Source organism: Pseudoalteromonas sp. 3D05, from assembly GCF_002723455.1.
Classification (GTDB): domain Bacteria; phylum Pseudomonadota; class Gammaproteobacteria; order Enterobacterales; family Alteromonadaceae; genus Pseudoalteromonas.
Window position 1 is genome coordinate 205,946 of the sequence record NZ_PDUS01000001.1, and the last position, 15,531, is coordinate 221,476.

General features: G+C 41.3%; 16 protein-coding genes. 10 read left to right on the top strand and 6 right to left on the bottom strand.

The window, feature by feature from the left end:
* The first annotated feature begins 71 nt into the window (after window positions 1–71).
* From CSC79_RS00955 to CSC79_RS00965, 3 genes are all read left to right on the top strand, one after another.
* A complete protein-coding gene (locus CSC79_RS00955; protein WP_099293042.1) occupies window positions 72–1,376 on the top strand; it encodes an NAD(P)/FAD-dependent oxidoreductase in 1,305 nt (434 codons plus the stop codon).
* Window positions 1,377–2,154: 778 nt separating this feature from the next.
* Window positions 2,155–2,931 (top strand): EAL domain-containing protein, encoded by a 777-nt coding sequence (locus tag CSC79_RS00960; RefSeq protein ID WP_099293044.1) that lies wholly within the window; start codon window positions 2,155–2,157, stop codon window positions 2,929–2,931.
* Between the two features lie 455 nt (window positions 2,932–3,386).
* On the top strand, window positions 3,387–4,277 hold the full coding sequence (locus CSC79_RS00965) for a tetratricopeptide repeat protein (RefSeq protein ID WP_099293046.1): 891 nt from the start codon (window positions 3,387–3,389) through the stop codon (window positions 4,275–4,277).
* Here the strand turns inward: CSC79_RS00965 and CSC79_RS00970 are convergent.
* The 3 genes from CSC79_RS00970 to CSC79_RS00980 form a co-directional block, all read right to left on the bottom strand.
* On the bottom strand, window positions 4,274–4,594 hold the full coding sequence (locus tag CSC79_RS00970; protein WP_099293048.1) for a hypothetical protein: 321 nt from the start codon (window positions 4,592–4,594) through the stop codon (window positions 4,274–4,276). The genes CSC79_RS00965 and CSC79_RS00970 overlap by 4 nt on opposite strands.
* A gap of 68 nt (window positions 4,595–4,662) precedes the next feature.
* On the bottom strand, window positions 4,663–5,445 hold the full coding sequence (locus tag CSC79_RS00975) for a nuclear transport factor 2 family protein (RefSeq protein WP_099293050.1): 783 nt from the start codon (window positions 5,443–5,445) through the stop codon (window positions 4,663–4,665).
* A gap of 80 nt (window positions 5,446–5,525) precedes the next feature.
* Window positions 5,526–6,266 carry a ferredoxin--NADP reductase gene (locus CSC79_RS00980; protein ID WP_099293052.1) on the bottom strand — a complete coding sequence of 247 codons (741 nt, stop codon included), beginning with the start codon at window positions 6,264–6,266 and terminating at the stop codon, window positions 5,526–5,528.
* Window positions 6,267–6,573: 307 nt separating this feature from the next.
* On the opposite strand from CSC79_RS00980, the gene CSC79_RS00985 reads away from it, so the two are divergent.
* The 3 genes from CSC79_RS00985 to CSC79_RS00995 are packed head-to-tail and all read left to right on the top strand — an operon-like array spanning window position 6,574 to window position 8,857.
* Window positions 6,574–6,918 (top strand): hypothetical protein, encoded by a 345-nt coding sequence (locus CSC79_RS00985; protein ID WP_099293054.1) that lies wholly within the window; start codon window positions 6,574–6,576, stop codon window positions 6,916–6,918.
* Window positions 6,915–8,525, top strand: coding sequence for a PepSY-associated TM helix domain-containing protein (locus CSC79_RS00990; protein WP_099293056.1), 1,611 nt, complete (start codon window positions 6,915–6,917; stop codon window positions 8,523–8,525). The genes CSC79_RS00985 and CSC79_RS00990 overlap by 4 nt, the downstream gene beginning before the upstream one ends.
* Window positions 8,522–8,857, top strand: a complete 336-nt coding sequence (locus tag CSC79_RS00995) for a DUF3325 domain-containing protein (RefSeq protein ID WP_099293058.1) — start codon at window positions 8,522–8,524, stop codon at window positions 8,855–8,857. Before CSC79_RS00990 ends, CSC79_RS00995 begins: the two co-directional genes overlap by 4 nt.
* A 232-nt stretch (window positions 8,858–9,089) precedes the next feature.
* On the opposite strand, the gene CSC79_RS01000 is transcribed toward CSC79_RS00995, so the two are convergent.
* A complete protein-coding gene (locus CSC79_RS01000; protein ID WP_099293060.1) occupies window positions 9,090–9,620 on the bottom strand; it encodes a lipocalin family protein in 531 nt (176 codons plus the stop codon).
* Between the two features lie 150 nt (window positions 9,621–9,770).
* On the opposite strand from CSC79_RS01000, the gene CSC79_RS01005 reads away from it, so the two are divergent.
* The 4 genes from CSC79_RS01005 to CSC79_RS01020 all read left to right on the top strand — a co-directional run bounded on the left by CSC79_RS01005 (window position 9,771) and on the right by CSC79_RS01020 (window position 12,110).
* Complete coding sequence (locus CSC79_RS01005) at window positions 9,771–10,220, top strand: YaiI/YqxD family protein (protein WP_099293062.1); 450 nt, start codon at window positions 9,771–9,773, stop codon at window positions 10,218–10,220.
* Entirely contained in the window at window positions 10,217–10,759 is a 543-nt protein-coding gene (locus CSC79_RS01010) for a hypothetical protein (RefSeq protein WP_099293064.1), read from the top strand. The genes CSC79_RS01005 and CSC79_RS01010 overlap by 4 nt, the downstream gene beginning before the upstream one ends.
* Before the next feature lie 35 nt (window positions 10,760–10,794).
* Window positions 10,795–11,181, top strand: a complete 387-nt coding sequence (locus CSC79_RS01015) for a response regulator (protein ID WP_099293553.1) — start codon at window positions 10,795–10,797, stop codon at window positions 11,179–11,181.
* Window positions 11,182–11,285: 104 nt separating this feature from the next.
* Window positions 11,286–12,110 carry a transporter substrate-binding domain-containing protein gene (locus CSC79_RS01020; RefSeq protein WP_237113932.1) on the top strand — a complete coding sequence of 275 codons (825 nt, stop codon included), beginning with the start codon at window positions 11,286–11,288 and terminating at the stop codon, window positions 12,108–12,110.
* Window positions 12,111–12,115: 5 nt separating this feature from the next.
* Here CSC79_RS01020 and CSC79_RS01025 read toward each other — a convergent pair whose 3' ends face one another.
* Both CSC79_RS01025 and CSC79_RS01030 read right to left on the bottom strand, forming a co-directional pair.
* Window positions 12,116–13,204 (bottom strand): hypothetical protein, encoded by a 1,089-nt coding sequence (locus CSC79_RS01025; protein ID WP_099293066.1) that lies wholly within the window; start codon window positions 13,202–13,204, stop codon window positions 12,116–12,118.
* A gap of 161 nt (window positions 13,205–13,365) precedes the next feature.
* Window positions 13,366–15,249: an AMP-binding protein gene (locus tag CSC79_RS01030; protein ID WP_099293068.1), complete on the bottom strand. Its 1,884-nt coding sequence runs from the start codon at window positions 15,247–15,249 to the stop codon at window positions 13,366–13,368.
* Between the last annotated feature and the right edge of the window lie 282 nt (window positions 15,250–15,531).

Genomic DNA, 15,531 nt, shown 5'->3' on the forward strand with positions numbered 1-15,531 from the left:
GCCCTAATGGGCGCTATACCTAAGTAGTTTGCCCAGACTATTTAGGTATTCTACTTTTTGAGGGCAACGTAATGATAACAACACATCCTAAAATCGTGATTATCGGTGGGGGCGCTGGCGGCTTAGAGCTTGCAACCCAATTAGGACACAAACTAGGGAAGAAAAAACACGCTGATATTTTACTCATAGATAAAAACCGCACACACATATGGAAACCGTTACTTCACGAAGTAGCTACGGGCTCTATTGATGCAGATTTAGATGGCGTTGTTTACTCAGCCCATGCAGCTAAACACCATTATCAATTTCAATTAGGCAGTTTTTGCGGCTTAAATAACACCACAAAAACCCTTACCTTAAGCCCATTACATGATGAGCTTGGTCATCAAATACTACCCCAGCGCACCGTTCACTATGATTACCTGGTTATTGCCATCGGCAGCGTTAGTAACGATTTCAACACCCCTGGTATCAAAGAACATTGCTTCTACCTTGATTCAAACCAACAAGCTGAACGCTTTCAACATGCCCTGCTCGATAACTTTACCCGCTTACACCAAGATGAAGACCCACAACATGCGTTAACCATCGCTATTGTCGGCGGCGGCGCAACGGGGGTCGAACTTTCGGCAGAGCTATATCATGTATCAGATTTATTAAAAATCTATGGTCTTACCAACATGACAGCCAAGCGATTACATATACACCTCATTGAAGCCGGGCCGCGCATATTGCCCGCGCTCTCTGAGCGTATTGCAAATTCAGCAAAGCGAGAGTTACTAAAATTAGGCGTGACTGTACGAGAAAGTACCCAAGTTAAACAAGCGAATGAGCAAGGCTTTATTACCCAAGATGACCAGCAAATCAGTGCTGATATCATGCTCTGGGCTGCCGGTGTGAAAGCGCCTGACTTTATTAAAGAACTCGGTATATTTGAGCTAACCCGCAATAACCAAATTAAGGTAAATGATTACCTGCAAAGTAACGCTGATGAGCACATTTATGTATTAGGCGATTGCTGTGCGTTTACTCAACAAGACGGGCAACAAGTGCCACCGCGGGCCCAATCAGCTCACCAAATGGCGCAATGTATTGAAAAGAATCTCATCGCAACGCTACGCCAACAACCACTGAAAAAATTTGAATACAACGACCATGGTTCATTAGTAAACCTCTCACGTTACAGCACAGTAGGCAGCTTGATGGGCAACCTCACTAGTAACAGCTTTTTCATTGAAGGACGTATTGCACGGTTCATGTATATTTCGCTTTATCGTATGCATCAGCGTGCTATACACGGCAGTGCCAAAACATTTGCTTTGTGGATCAGCGAAAAAGTCTTGCGTGTTGTTAGACCAAAAATGAAGCTGCATTGATGCTACATTAACTTTTTACCCCTTTTGCCTTACTTACCGCAGCTAATTATGTGCGGTAAGTTAATCACAGTAAAAGGACGTTCTGCAGTATTTTTGTTTCTAAATCAGTACTATAACTATCAACGTTAAATAGCGAATAACAAGCATGACAGCTGTGTTTTTGATAGAGTATATACTTTAGGGTCTGTTGACCTTTACGGATTAAAATTTGTTCAAACTAGGAGCGATTTAATCGCGGCGCGAGGTTTGTAACCTAGTGGGCTAAGTCAAAACCGAGCAAAGCTACCGCGTCCTGCTAACGCCCCTTACCTACATCCATGTAGGTAACAAAGAGTAAATCGCCCCTAGGCAGAACCCGAAGGGCAGCGCCTGTTTGGCATTGATGCTGCGTTATCACCTATTTATGGGGAACAACCACACTACATAGGTGCAGCCTTGCCTAAATACCAAACAGACTGCTGCAAATTTAACCTTGAAAGGTCAACAGACCCTAATAAATTTATATGTGTTTTTTGCATTTAAACACGCTTTTTAAAAAGCCCTAAAACACATTATTTAGCATTGTTAGTCAGTGCGTTAAATTAACTTAATTAAAAATAACGGCGTAGTAAAGAATCTACTTTTACCTTTTAAAAGTAAGCAACCTTGTCTACACTTAAATGTGTGGTGTAACAAACACTTATTAATAGATTTAAATAAAATCACTTTAAGTGCATGAAATGCTATCGAAACAAAATACTGTAATAAAAATACAATTTGAAGACTTTAAGGTGAGATAATGAGCTCTAAACCAGCTAACTGTGAAAAGTTAACTTGTAACCAATGTGCAGATGAAGACCAATTAGATTTTGATTTTACAATGGCTTTTCAACCGATTGTAGATTGCGACCGTCGCCGTGTATTTGGTTATGAAGCGCTGGTACGCGGCGTTAACAACGAGTCAGCTTACAGTGTTATTTCTCAAGTAAATGAGCACAATAGGTATACCTTTGACCAACAATGTCGTATTAGAGCCATCGCCTTAGCAGCAAAGCTTAAGTTAGACTCTGTATTAAGTATAAACTTTTTACCCAACGCAATTTATAAACCTGAGCGCTGTATTCGTACAACGTTGGAAGCGGCAAAAAAATATAACTTCCCAACCAATAAAATCATGTTTGAGTTCACCGAAGTCGAAAAAATTGACGACACCCAACATATAAAACGTGTTGTTGAGTATTATCAATCGCTGGGCTTTACAACTGCCACTGATGATTTTGGCTCAGGGTATTCGGGATTAAATTTATTGGCAGACTTTCAAACTGACATTGTTAAATTTGACATGGAGCTCATTCGTAATATTCACTTGAGCAAAGCACGCCAATTAATAGTAAAACACAATATTGCCATGCTCAAAGAAATGAACATCACACCGCTTGCTGAAGGTATTGAAACTATAGAAGAGTATCAATGGCTTCACAATGCAGGCATAAGCTTGATGCAAGGGTACTTATTTGCAAAACCGGGGTTTGAGTCGCTGCCCGAGGTGAACTTTTCTCCGCTGGATTCTCTTTAACCCCCAGCACTCATATTCACAGTGGCTAAAAAGTGAATTGTTTTTTAATAAAATTAGCAATCACATTGATCGATTCGTTTTTAACCTGCGTAATGGTATGTGAAGGGTATGGAAGTGGGCACCGCGGTGTCGCACAATTTAGTCACCTTCACCATAATTGTATTTTTAGCACAGATATAAAAGCGTATTGTTAAGCCCAATACGCTTTTTTCTTTTTTCCTCTAGAAAACTTTTATTATTAAGTAGTTGTTCAGATTAATTTCGTTAATGTACCCACTCACTCCTGTTGATACCCCTAACGACATGTTTGTTGTTTAAGCAGTTTAACCAGCTCATCTTAGAGCTGGTTTTTTTTTGCCTAGTTACTCATAAGTAGTCATGTTAAAGTTCGCATAATTTGCTGGGTATCACGTTTGTACCCATTGTTGGTTTGAATTTAATTACTAGGCAGCACTATGCGTCATTACTTTATACTTATAACACTTCTTTTTGTATTTGTTTGCTCATTGCATAGCAATGCAGAAGAACCACGCCCTGCCCCAACAGAGCAACAACAAGAGCAAGCGTTAGCACAAGTGCAAAAACCGATGTTTCAGCCACTGATGGAGCGCTACATTCTTGATGAACTCAAAGCCGTGCGTCAAGACCAACAAAAGCTTCGCGAAGATGTGACAAAACAAGTGACTCACGCGCAGCTGGATACCGCAGATAGAGCACTCACATACACAACGGATACAATTAACAATGTATTTTTTATTATTACCGCAACTGCATCTATTTTAGTGCTCGTAGGTTGGAACTCGTTGCGCGATGTTAAAAATAAAGTAGAAGATATTGTAAATACGCGTGTAAGCGTTATAACCAATGAATACGAAGCGCGCTTAAACACCTTTGAAGAAAAGCTGCGTGAACGCTCTGAAGAAATACTGAAAAACCAAGAAAAAATATCCGTTACTAATGAGGTTCATTCATTATGGATGCGTGCGAATTTAGAAAGCGACGTATCAAATAAAATCGAAATATTTGATGAGATCCTTAATCGTAAACCAGAAGATGTTGAGGCAATTGCATACAAAGCTGATGCTTTATTAGAACTAAACGAAACAAAGCAAGCAATTGAGTTGTGTAATCAAGCAATTGATATCGACAGTGACTACGGCTACGCCTATTGGCAACGAGCTTGTGCGTATGCGCTTACTCACAAACATGCTGATGCATTAGCAGACATTAAAATGGCGCTGGATTACTCACCTAACTTACGCAACGAGCTATTGCATGAGAGTGCATTTGCAAGCTTGCACGACAATACAAGCTTTAACATTATTTTATCAGGTGAAAAAGTTTAACGGTTTAGAAATCGTTCAATAGCCTCAGTGAGCAGTTCATCGAGCTGCTCTTCAAAAACATCAATACTTGTTTTAAAGTGACCTAAATACGCTTGAGCTTGCTGCTCTGAAAGTGATTTTTGATTAATGCTGTACTGGCGTTCTGGCTTTGTTTTGTCAAAGCGTGGTACAAAATGGTAGCCGGCAAAATAAGGCGGAGTAATTTGCTGATTCGCGTATTCACAAAAACGCTCAATAGTGTCTGCACCGGTAGGACCTAAACAACCCGGCTCAACACGATAAAGTAAACGCAGCTTTTTATCATCCGCTAATTCCATGCCCTTACTCCTATACTTTGTAATTATGTGGTAAAGCACAAACTAAAAATCATTTAGTTTGGTTGTTCTTATCTAAAAAATAATACTTTGGTTACTTTGCCGTTTTCGACTTTGTAACTTGATACAAACTCAGAGCGCTTATCAACAATGTTTGGATCCTTTGTGCAGGTCTCTGAGAGTTCATGGTCTATTACAATATTACCAGTCACTATACGTTTAATTGGTGATGACTTAACACATTTTAACTTTTTAAACATAATGCCATAACGGGCAATTAGCTTTTCTTTACCTTTAAATAGCAGCTCATTGGGAAACACATAAAACTCAACATCCTCTGAGTACATACTGACAAATGCATCAATATTGCGCGCGTTATATGCCTTAATTAACTTTTCAACAACCGCTAATGCCTCTCGAGATTGCTTAGCTTTCTCTTGCTGTTTTAAGGTAAGAGCCTCTTTGGCTTTTTCAACAGCTTGTACTGCTTTTTCAATGGCTTGTTCTTTTTCTTCCTTAGTTTTTGGTGCATCAACAGGTTTGACTTCTTGCGTTCCTAACACCTTACTGCTATCTACAACATCAACCATATTCGCCGTACTTGGGTCGCTTACAATAGGTTGCGTCGGCTCAATATCAGCTTCTACTGCCTCTACGACTGCTTTTTTTTCTGGTGTTAAGGTAATAACGGCAGGACTATCTTCTAACGCTTTTTGCTGTACAACGGCGTCGCTCTTTTTAATCTCAGTCTTTTTTTGAGGCGCTTTATTAGGCTGCTCTGAACTTTGCTCTGCCTCAACGGCTAATAATGACCCTGAAGAGAGTAAACTGATTGCAAAAAATAACGATTTCATACTGTTCCTGAATAATTGAAGAAACAATAAAATAGCAAAAATTGTGCCTTCAAGATAGTAGTTATCGCCAGGCAAGCAATTTACCAATATTGCTCAACGGTTATATTCCCTGGTTCTTTGCGGCGGTTTCGACTGTAGCCTTGTTCAATCAGCAGTGTTGTTGTGTCTTTCACCATGTCGGGATTACCGCAAATCATAAACTGCGCGCTATGCGGCGTTGGTACTAACTCAACATGTGAAAACAACGTCTGAGCCTTAACGTGATCAGTGATCCGACCGTGCAACCCCATATCGGGATGTTCACGGCTCACCACAGGTACATACTTTAATCCTGCGTGTTTTTGCTGCAATGCAGCAATCGTATTTCGATAACTTAAATCGCTGTTCAACCGCACTCCATGCACTAAAGTTACTTGCTTAAATTGCTGCCATACATCACCTTGCTCAAGCATCGACAAGAAAGGACCTATCGCAGTACCTGTACTGAGCATCCATAACTGTTCGCTTTGCGGGACTTCATCTAAGGTAAAGAACCCACTTGCGCGACGCTCTATCATCACCGTATCACCTGGTTGAAGCTTGGCTAATTGTTGCAATAGCAAACCATCTTGAACGTTAATTAAGTAAAACTCTAAATCTGCCGAACTCGGTGCATTTACATAAGAGTAGGCACGCGCAATGCGTTTATCACCTTGCATCATCGACAGCTTAGTAAACTGCCCTGCCTTAAAAGGCTCAACGTCGGCATTAACAATTAAGCTAAATAAGGAATCACTGTACCAAACAACATCTTTGACGCGTGCATCAACCCAATTAGACATAACAATCCCCTTCGGCATAGAATTTAAAGTGTTTTGCGTTATGTAACAGTGGCAAGGGAATAGAATGGTGTCAATTTTAACCAACCAGAACTTAAAATAAACCCCGCCTTAGTAACCCACATGCGGTGCTAACGCCGCCTACAACTCTCAGATCAATATTTTACTAAGCTAAGAAAAACGTTTAATTAAGGGCTTGCAACCGTTCAGAATACATAAAGTAACACAAATGCGAATCACTCACTTTTACGCACCTTAATAATGTAGTATCCTCTGCCTCCATTCTTTCACTCGGGTCAAAGGATTACCTATGTATGCCCAACCAGTAAATAAAGTGCCAACTCGTAACCCATTACTTAAGCTTAAAATGGCCTGCAAAGCCAATGTTTATGCATTGTGTGTAGTTGCTCGCTTTAGCGCAGCCATTGTTGGTGGCTATATTTTCACTGCTGTATTTACTTCACTATTGAGCCTCATTTTACCGCTAAAAAAATCCGATGCAGTGCTTTTGAGTATTAGCCTGACAATTTTAGTTTATAGCTGTGTGTTTATTTGGGCGTTTGCGGTTAAGTCTTTAAAAACCATTTGGATCACTATTTTACTAACATCATCAGCATGCGGATTGAGCATTGCCTTACTAAAGGGTTGGTTATGAAAGAGAGTTTTTTCCGTTCAATGACATGGATGCATACTTGGGTCGGGTTGCTAGTATGCTGGTTACTGTATTTAATATTTTTTGCTGGCACTATAAGCTTTTTTCGTGACGAAGTTACCTTATGGAATCAACCCGCACTGCATAGCATTCAAGCGCCACAGGAGCGTATTGCACAACAACGAGAGCAAATTATTGCAGGTGTTGATTATTTAAAAGCAACCGCACCAGAGTCAGGTCGTTGGGGTATTTATTTACCTACAGAGCGAGAGCCACAACTTAATTATGCCTACGAAAAGCCACGCCCAGAAGGCAAGCGTTTTGGCGGTTGGCAAGACCATTATATAAATCCAACAACCGGTGACTCATTACAACAACCCAGAGAAACCAAAGGCGGTAACTTTTTTTACCGGCTGCATTTTGACCTACATTATATCGATGTTAGAACAGCGCGTTGGATAGTCTGCTTTGCTAGCTTATTTATGTTGGTGGCGCTGATTTCAGGTGTTGTTATTCACAAGCGTATTTTTAAAGATATGTTTAGCTTTAGAAAAAACAAAGGCAGCCGCAGTTGGCTTGATGGCCACAACGTGTCGTCAGTATTAGCGTTACCTTTTCATATCATGATAACGTATACTGGTTTAATAACATTAATATTTATGTTGTTTCCATACCCTGCTATGACCGCTTATGATGACGGAGTTCGGGGCTTATTTAACGACGTTACTCCAACGAACGTACGTACTAAATCAAGTGATGTAGCAGCCCCATTAACGCCAATTGATAGTGTGTTAGATCAAATTTATACTAACTGGCCTAATGCAGACCTTACTCGATTCTCAATTAAAGACCCAAATAAAACGTCTGCAACAATAACCGTACGTGCCTCAACAGGCACACTCGTTCGCGACCAAACCCCGACCATGCTTTTTAATGGTGTTGATGGCAGCTTAATTGCAAAAAGCGTTGATGAATATAGCAGTACAGAAGTGTTTTATGATTCACTCACCGCTTTGCACACCGGACGTTTAGCAAACCCGTTACTGCGTTGGCTATACTTTTTATGCGGTATTGCTGGCTGCATTATGATAGCAACAGGCTGTATTATGTGGGCGAAGCGTATCCGCGAGCGGATGAAGAAAGACCAAAAAGCATCGTTTGGGCTCAAACTTGTTGAAGGTTTAAACCTTGCCACACTTATGGGCTTACCGTTGGCAACTTGTGCCTTCTTTATTGCTAACCGATTGTTACCACTTAGCTTAACCCAGCGAGCCGACAAAGAAATACTGGCGTTCTTTATTGCGTGGCTAGCTGTTGCTTTGTTTAGTCTTTTTAAACGAGCAAAAATGCAGTGGTATTTGTTAGCGTGGGTCAATGCAGTGGCTTGTATTAGCGTGCCGCTGATCAACGCACTCACCACCAAAGGCAATATTGTTAGTTATTTACTTAACTCACAATGGGCATTGTTTAGTTTTGATTTAGTGTGCTTAGTGTGCGCCCTGCTATTTGCACTACAAGCCAAAAAATTACGTACTCAACTGCACACACCCACGCCAACAACACGTTCAAATCACGTAACTAAAAACAGCCTTGTGGAGCAAAAAGCATGACCGAACTTTTGCAATTTAGCCTGTGTTTGCTGGCATTTAACTGTTTTGCGCTAGCAAAATTTAATCATTACCGTGACGTATTTAAAGCACGACCAAGCCAAAAGCAAAGTCAGCAGTTTTTGATCGCTGCCTGGATCAGTATTTTACTAAGTTTATTGCTGTGTGTGATAAAGCATCAAGGATATGGTGGACTACTATTTTGCGGCTATATGGCCTTAAGTGTTTTATTATTAATGATTTTTTATAGCTTTAAGCCTTCATGGGTAAAACACATGAGTGTACTCAATGTTGTTTTATTACTGCTAAGTGGCAGCTATTTTGTCGTTTATTAGGCTTAGTTAGTAAAAATGTGATCTGAACAAAACACAGGTCTTTATTACCGCTAATCGAGAAAAAAAAGGCAAGCTAAAAAGCTTGCCTGTATATCCAATAAACTGGTTATAAATTAGGGGATACGCATGTCAACATCAAGGTAATTAGACCTTAAATGGTAGGGTTAGAATCATAAACCTTAACCATTGCAGTTTTATGACAACCTACAAGTGCATGACATAAAACCCTTTGTTAGCGTGTATGCGCAACCCAAATAAGTGAATTGGTGTCAAAACCATGCTTTTTAGCCGTGGCAACAAAATCATCTTTAACAGCTTGGCTAACCGTAGGCGTACGCGATAACAACCACAAATAATCAGTGTTAAAACCAGATACAAACGCATACTGATAATCTTGTTGGTCCATTTTAAACACCACGTAAGAGCTATAAAACGGGCCAAAAAATGACACCTCCAAGTGCCCCACATCACTGGCACCGACAAACTTAGCCTTACCCTGTGCCTCGCTCCATTGACCTTCTTCGTCATTAAACCCTTTATTTATCACTTTAACAGAGCCATCGTCATTTAAGCTGTAAGTGGCCGTTACATTAGATAAGCCACGCTCAAAAGAGTGATCTAATCGGGCAACTTCATACCAGGTTCCTTGGTAACGCGTGAGAGAAAAATCATCAACAGGTTTTACGCCGTCAGGCAAGCCACTGCAACCAACAACAAACACACTACACAGCGTGATAAGCGCGGCCAAAAGGAATTTATTCATTAAGCTATATCCTTATCATTAAAAGAACCATTATCTTAGCGGCTTTTAAGCAAAGTTTAACGTATTTAATGGTAAAAAAATCAGTAAATACTGGTTGTTGATGAACGGGTAGGTTAGGATCAATTTTTTACTAACAAGATGTATAAATAAATGAAGATTTGGGTTGATGCTGACGCCTGTCCTGTGGTGATCAAAGACATTTTATTTCGTGCCGCCGATCGTACACACACCGACACTATTTTAGTCGCTAACCACGCTATGCGCATACCGCCCTCTAAATACATTAGCCGCGTGCAAGTATCATCGGGGTTTGATGTAGCTGATGATGAAATAGTAAAACGTGTATCAGCCAACGATTTAGTTATCACCGGTGACATTCCCCTGGCTGCTGAAGTCATTGAAAAAGGCGCACAAGCACTGAATCCTCGAGGTGAGCTATACACCTCAGAAAACATTCGCTCATTACTTAATGTACGTGACTTTATGGATACCATGCGTTCAAGTGGCGTAGAAATGAACGGCGGTCCACCACCACTTAGCCAAACTGACCGACAAAACTTTGCCAACAACCTCGACCGTATTTTAGCGCAAAATAAATGATAAACACTGCGACTAACCTAGGCATAGGTGATCCACATTTTAACGTGGCGGTTTACATTGCTAAAGCGCCACCTATGCCAGAATACCAAGATTTAGCAAACCTCACCCCACTAAACAAAGGCCAAATTAACACCATAAACCAAGCCTGTGGGAATGGTTGGCGCAAAGTATTTAATGTGTATGCCAAAGTGTTGTTTGCACTGCCCAGCGAACATTACAGCTTTGCCAAACAAGCCGCTACGTGGCAAATCTATCGCGATGAATTGCTATTGCAAGCAAACAGTAAAACCGCTCTATTATTTAGCCCGCCTCAATTAAACAACAATAACACTTTGCATATCATTGCAGGGCGCACCCATGCTAAAAACCTTATAAACCAAGGTTTACTAAATATAACGTTAGATTGGCTTGATGACGAGTTTGCTATTAATGAGCAACACAAAGTCATTGTTTGCCCATACTTTGATTACCGACAATTAAGTAATATAAAAATAGCCCGATTAAGCCAATTAGTAGCTAATTGCGCAAAGAGTGGCTAACCTTAAAATCAACTAACTTTAAAACTACGTTTACTATGAAAGTACTTGTTGTTGATGATATGCCACTTATGCGACACGTGTTAATCAACATGTTGCGCAAACTAAATTTTGAGCACATTACTGAGGCTACAGATGGAAAACAAGCCTTAGCATTAATGCAAAAACAAGCGTTTGATTTAGTAATAACAGACTTACATATGCCTAAAATGGATGGTAAAACGTTATTAACCCGAATTCGCGAAGACCTAATTTTAAGTGATACCCCAGTGTTGATGGTCACCTGCGAAGACAACAAAAAATCAATTAAAGAAATCATCGCAGCTAAAGTCACTGGTTTTATCATTAAACCGTTTAATCTAAACACGTTAGAAAATCAGTTAAAAAAAATAAACAAAGTACCAGAGCCTAAGCCAGATTGTTGACATAACGCACGGCAAAAAAGCGTCATAATCTTGTTATCGGTATATAACATAAAAAAAATAAGGTATGCTATTTTTTAAGCACTTTATGAGGGAACGAATTTCTGTTGGTCAAATTACGCCAGTATTTAGCAAACTTATGCGCTGTGATGCTACTTTGTATAAGCTACAGTGGCGATGCTGTGCCTTCTTTTGCAGCGAGCAAAGTAAACACCATTGAAATTAGCGCAGGCGAATGGCCTCCTTTTTTAAGTGAATCACTGCCTGAGCAAGGTGTAATTGCCCACCTTATTCGCGATGTATTTGCACAAGCCAACATTAAAGTAAACTTTACCTTTTTACCGTGGGGGCGTGCCTACCACGACACGCAAAAACAAAAATACGCCGCCACAGCCGTGTGGATGTTTGAAAAAGAACGCACCAACCATTTTTTGTTCAGTGACGCTGTGCTCAATGAGCGGTTTGTGTTTTTTCACCTACAAAGCCGTCCTTTTGATTGGCAATCGGTCAATGATTTAAAAGGCCTGATTCTTGGGGGTGGCCTTGCCTATAGCTATGGCGCTGAGTTCGATAAAGCACTCGAAGATGAAATATTTGAAATCTCACGCGTGAACAGTAGCGTGCAAAACTTTAAACGCCTCTCGATGAACAGAATCGACGTTTTCGCCGAGGAGCAAAGCGTGGGTTATCATGTTTTAAACAACGAACTTGCTGATATTGCAAATACAATAACCCATCACCCAAAGCCACTGTTAATCAATCAAAGCTTTTTACTGTTCCCTAAAGACGGGGAGAAAAGCCAACAGCTGTTAACTATTTTTAACCAGCAATTAGCCCAATTTAAAAAGGATGGTCGCTACCAAAGCTATTTTAATGGCCTTGACAGAGGGGACTATCGCCCCGCTCAAACGCAAAGTGATGACGAGCCTTAGATTACTTACAAAATAGGCACAAATTCAGCTTTAGTATTAACGTGATTTTTGCTCCAATTATTAAAGGCTTCTTCGTACCGTGGGTAGTAATCTATTAGCGTATGAATAACCTGTTCAGCGCTCAACTTAATACACACATTAGTCGCTTCGTGTTGCAGTAATGCTTTTAACACCTGCTTACCCCGGCTGCTTTGCATTAAAAACCCAACCCACAACGCCGAGCTTCTATACATTCGTAATGTATCTGCGCCCTGCCAGCTTTCTTCAGAATCAATTAACACCGACAACATAAACAGGCGCTCTTTAAAATATCGGCTGGGTACGTTAATGACTTTCTCACTATCAAAGTAAAGTGTATTTTCAAATACTTCGGCGAGTCCCTCGTTTAACCACTTTGGCATCCTGCCAATCAGCCGATAATTAAATACATGCATTGCTTCATGCACGGCGGTTGTTAAGCTTTGCTCAGGGTAACGGCTGTTATATTTAACAAAAGCCGTGTTACTCGCGCCAAAATAAACACCAATATTGGTGGAGGAAGAGGAGCCAAACTGCGATATGTAATCCCGATAATAACGCGGTGGCAATACCACTAAGTTAATTTTATAGGGCATAGGAGCACTCACTTGAAAGAAACGCCGATATTGAGTGTAAGCAGTACTTAAACGCGTTTTTAAGGTTTGATGGTAATCATCGCTCAACTTAGGGGTAATTAAATTAACCGTCGCATAATTACTTAGCCTAAATTGTGATTTTTCAAACTCGAGGTTGTCATCCAATAACGATAAACGCTCTTTGGCATCAGCCGCGGCCTCTTTGTCGTGCCAATTTAATTGGCATGAGTCTTCTACTTCGGGTTCTTTGGGTTTTGCTTTTTTATATACCGGGGCCGCAGGCGCTGGCCGTTCGACAAGGCGTTGCGCTTTAACACGCTTGATTGGTTGTTCGGCAGGTTTTTCGACCACTTGCATTGAGGTTTGCACAGGGTTAAACCACTGCATTACAGCATCCACCCAGCCTAAGCGAACAGCTGCAAAACCTAGCAATACAACGATAATTACGCGGGTTGGAAACGACGACGGCTTTTGCTGCATTACTCACCTCAAAAAGTAAAAAATCAGTGTAGCGACTTTAGCCATAATAAAGAACAATTAAGAGGTCTAAACAGTTTATATAGTATAAATAGTATAAATAATCCCTATGCCATCACAATGTTGTTAAAGCCAGCCTAATGGCGACTGGCTAGGTTGACAGCTTAACTTGCCACTAACGTGGATTTTATTTCATCAAAAATACTGGCATCGTCTACTGTTGAGGGCACGTTGAGTTCTTCGCCATCCACCAGCTGGCGTAAGTTTTTACGTAATATTTTGCCCGATCGTGTTTTGGGTAATCGTGCAACATGTACAATGGTTTTTAAACAGGCAATCGCCCCTATTTGCTCTCTTACCAGCGTAACGAGCTGCTGCTCAACAAGGCAGGCTTCATCGGTGTAATCGTCTTTTAATACGATCATCGCCATGGGTAGCTGGCCTTTGAGTGAATCGTTTACACCAAATACCGCGCATTCAGCAACGGCATCGTGAGAAGCAACAATTTCCTCCATTTCACCAGTTGATAAACGATGCCCAGCCACATTAATTACATCGTCTGTGCGGCCCATAATAAACAAGTAGCCGTCGTCGTCGATATAACCGCCATCACCTGACAAGTAGTAACCGGGGTATTCATTTAAGTAACCCGCTTTAAAACGTTCGTCATTTTGCCAAATAGAGGGTAAACAACCTGGTGGCAGAGGCAGTTTAATCACCACGGCACCACTTTCGTTGGGGGCACATTGCTCGCCTTCCATATTTAATATTTGCACATCAAACCCCGGCGTTGGCACTGTGGCACTGCCGGGTTTTGTTTCAAGGATTTCTATACCAATAGGGTTACAGGCAATGGCCCAGCCGGTTTCGGTTTGCCACCAATGATCAAGCACGGGCAACTGTGTATGCTCTTTAAGCCAGTTATAGGTAGGAGGATCTAATCGTTCACCCGCCAAAAATAACCGTTTTAATGATGAGGTATCGTATTGCTTAAAGCCCAGCGCTTTTGGGTCTTCTTTTTTGATGGCTCTAAATGCAGTGGGCGCGCTAAATAAGGCATTTACTTTATACTCAGCCACGACCCGCCAAAAGGCACTGGCATCAGGCGTGCGCACTGGTTTTCCTTCATACAGCACCGTCGTGCAACGATAAATCAGCGGGGCATACACAATATACGAATGCCCGACAACCCAACCAATATCAGAGGCCGCCCAAAATACTTCACCGGGCTTCATGCCGTAGACGGTTTCCATGCTGTAATGCATAGCCACTGCATGACCGGCATTTTCTCTTACCACCCCTTTTGGTGTGCCCGTAGTACCAGAGGTATACAAAATGTATAACGGGTGATCTCCTTGCAAGGCAACAGGGGCAACGGGCTGGGCTGTTTGCATTGCCTCTGCCCAATTAATATCACGCCCAGGTATAAGCTTGGCCGTAACGTACTCACGCTGATGAATAACACAGTGGTCAATTTTATGGCTTGCAAGCTCAAGCGCCCTATCAATCAGCGATTTGTATTCAATAACCGTGTTTACCTCAACCCCGCACGATGCACTGAGCACTAACTTAGGTTTTGCATCGTCAATTCTGACCGCCAACTCATGCGCCGCAAAACCACCAAACACCACAGAGTGAACAGCACCAATACGTGCACAGGCTAACATTCCAATCACCGCTTCTGGGATCATGGGCATATAAATCACCACACAATCGCCTTGCTCTACCCCTAAATCACGCATAACACCTGCAAACTTAGCCACTTCTTGTTGTAGTTCAAAGTAGCTGTATTGCTTTTGAGTATTGGTTACAGGCGAGTCGTAAATAAGTGCAGTTTGTTTACCAAACCCCGCATCAACATGTTGATCAAGCGCTAAGTAACAAGTATTGAGCTGCCCATCGGCAAACCAATGGTAAAAATTATTTTCATCTTGCGTATACGCTGTGGACGGGGGAGTAAACCAAGGAATTCGCTTACTTTGTGCTAACCAGAATTGAGCCGGATCATTTAAAAACTGTTTGTATTGTTGTTGGTATTGGCCTGACATAAAGGGCTCCAAAACTATAAATGTGTGAGAGACCCTATAAAATGTAGGTGCTTTGTTGAACAATTTATATGCGACCTTGGTCGGCAAACTGTAGCAAAAAACTCGATAATCCCGTGATCCATGGCCTGTAGCTATGCGCGATCAATAAAAAAGCTGAGCAATTGCTCAGCTTTTATCAATCCACACGCTACGTAGCGTACGTTAACTAACCTGAGCTCTGGTTAAGAGATGTACTAGGGCCTGTTGACCTTTGCGGATTAAAATTTGTTCAAACTAGGAGCG

Coding starts and splice junctions, on each gene's coding strand:
- CSC79_RS00975 (WP_099293050.1), bottom strand. CDS start 5,445: ATGAAATCGTTATTTTTTGCAATCAGTTTACTCTCTTCAGGGTCATTA.
- CSC79_RS00960 (WP_099293044.1), top strand. CDS start 2,155: ATGAGCTCTAAACCAGCTAACTGTGAAAAGTTAACTTGTAACCAATGT.
- CSC79_RS01015 (WP_099293553.1), top strand. CDS start 10,795: ATGAAAGTACTTGTTGTTGATGATATGCCACTTATGCGACACGTGTTA.
- CSC79_RS01030 (WP_099293068.1), bottom strand. CDS start 15,249: ATGTCAGGCCAATACCAACAACAATACAAACAGTTTTTAAATGATCCG.
- CSC79_RS00965 (WP_099293046.1), top strand. CDS start 3,387: ATGCGTCATTACTTTATACTTATAACACTTCTTTTTGTATTTGTTTGC.
- CSC79_RS00955 (WP_099293042.1), top strand. CDS start 72: ATGATAACAACACATCCTAAAATCGTGATTATCGGTGGGGGCGCTGGC.
- CSC79_RS01005 (WP_099293062.1), top strand. CDS start 9,771: ATGAAGATTTGGGTTGATGCTGACGCCTGTCCTGTGGTGATCAAAGAC.
- CSC79_RS01010 (WP_099293064.1), top strand. CDS start 10,217: ATGATAAACACTGCGACTAACCTAGGCATAGGTGATCCACATTTTAAC.
- CSC79_RS00990 (WP_099293056.1), top strand. CDS start 6,915: ATGAAAGAGAGTTTTTTCCGTTCAATGACATGGATGCATACTTGGGTC.
- CSC79_RS00995 (WP_099293058.1), top strand. CDS start 8,522: ATGACCGAACTTTTGCAATTTAGCCTGTGTTTGCTGGCATTTAACTGT.
- CSC79_RS01025 (WP_099293066.1), bottom strand. CDS start 13,204: ATGCAGCAAAAGCCGTCGTCGTTTCCAACCCGCGTAATTATCGTTGTA.
- CSC79_RS00970 (WP_099293048.1), bottom strand. CDS start 4,594: ATGGAATTAGCGGATGATAAAAAGCTGCGTTTACTTTATCGTGTTGAG.
- CSC79_RS00980 (WP_099293052.1), bottom strand. CDS start 6,266: ATGTCTAATTGGGTTGATGCACGCGTCAAAGATGTTGTTTGGTACAGT.
- CSC79_RS00985 (WP_099293054.1), top strand. CDS start 6,574: ATGTATGCCCAACCAGTAAATAAAGTGCCAACTCGTAACCCATTACTT.
- CSC79_RS01000 (WP_099293060.1), bottom strand. CDS start 9,620: ATGAATAAATTCCTTTTGGCCGCGCTTATCACGCTGTGTAGTGTGTTT.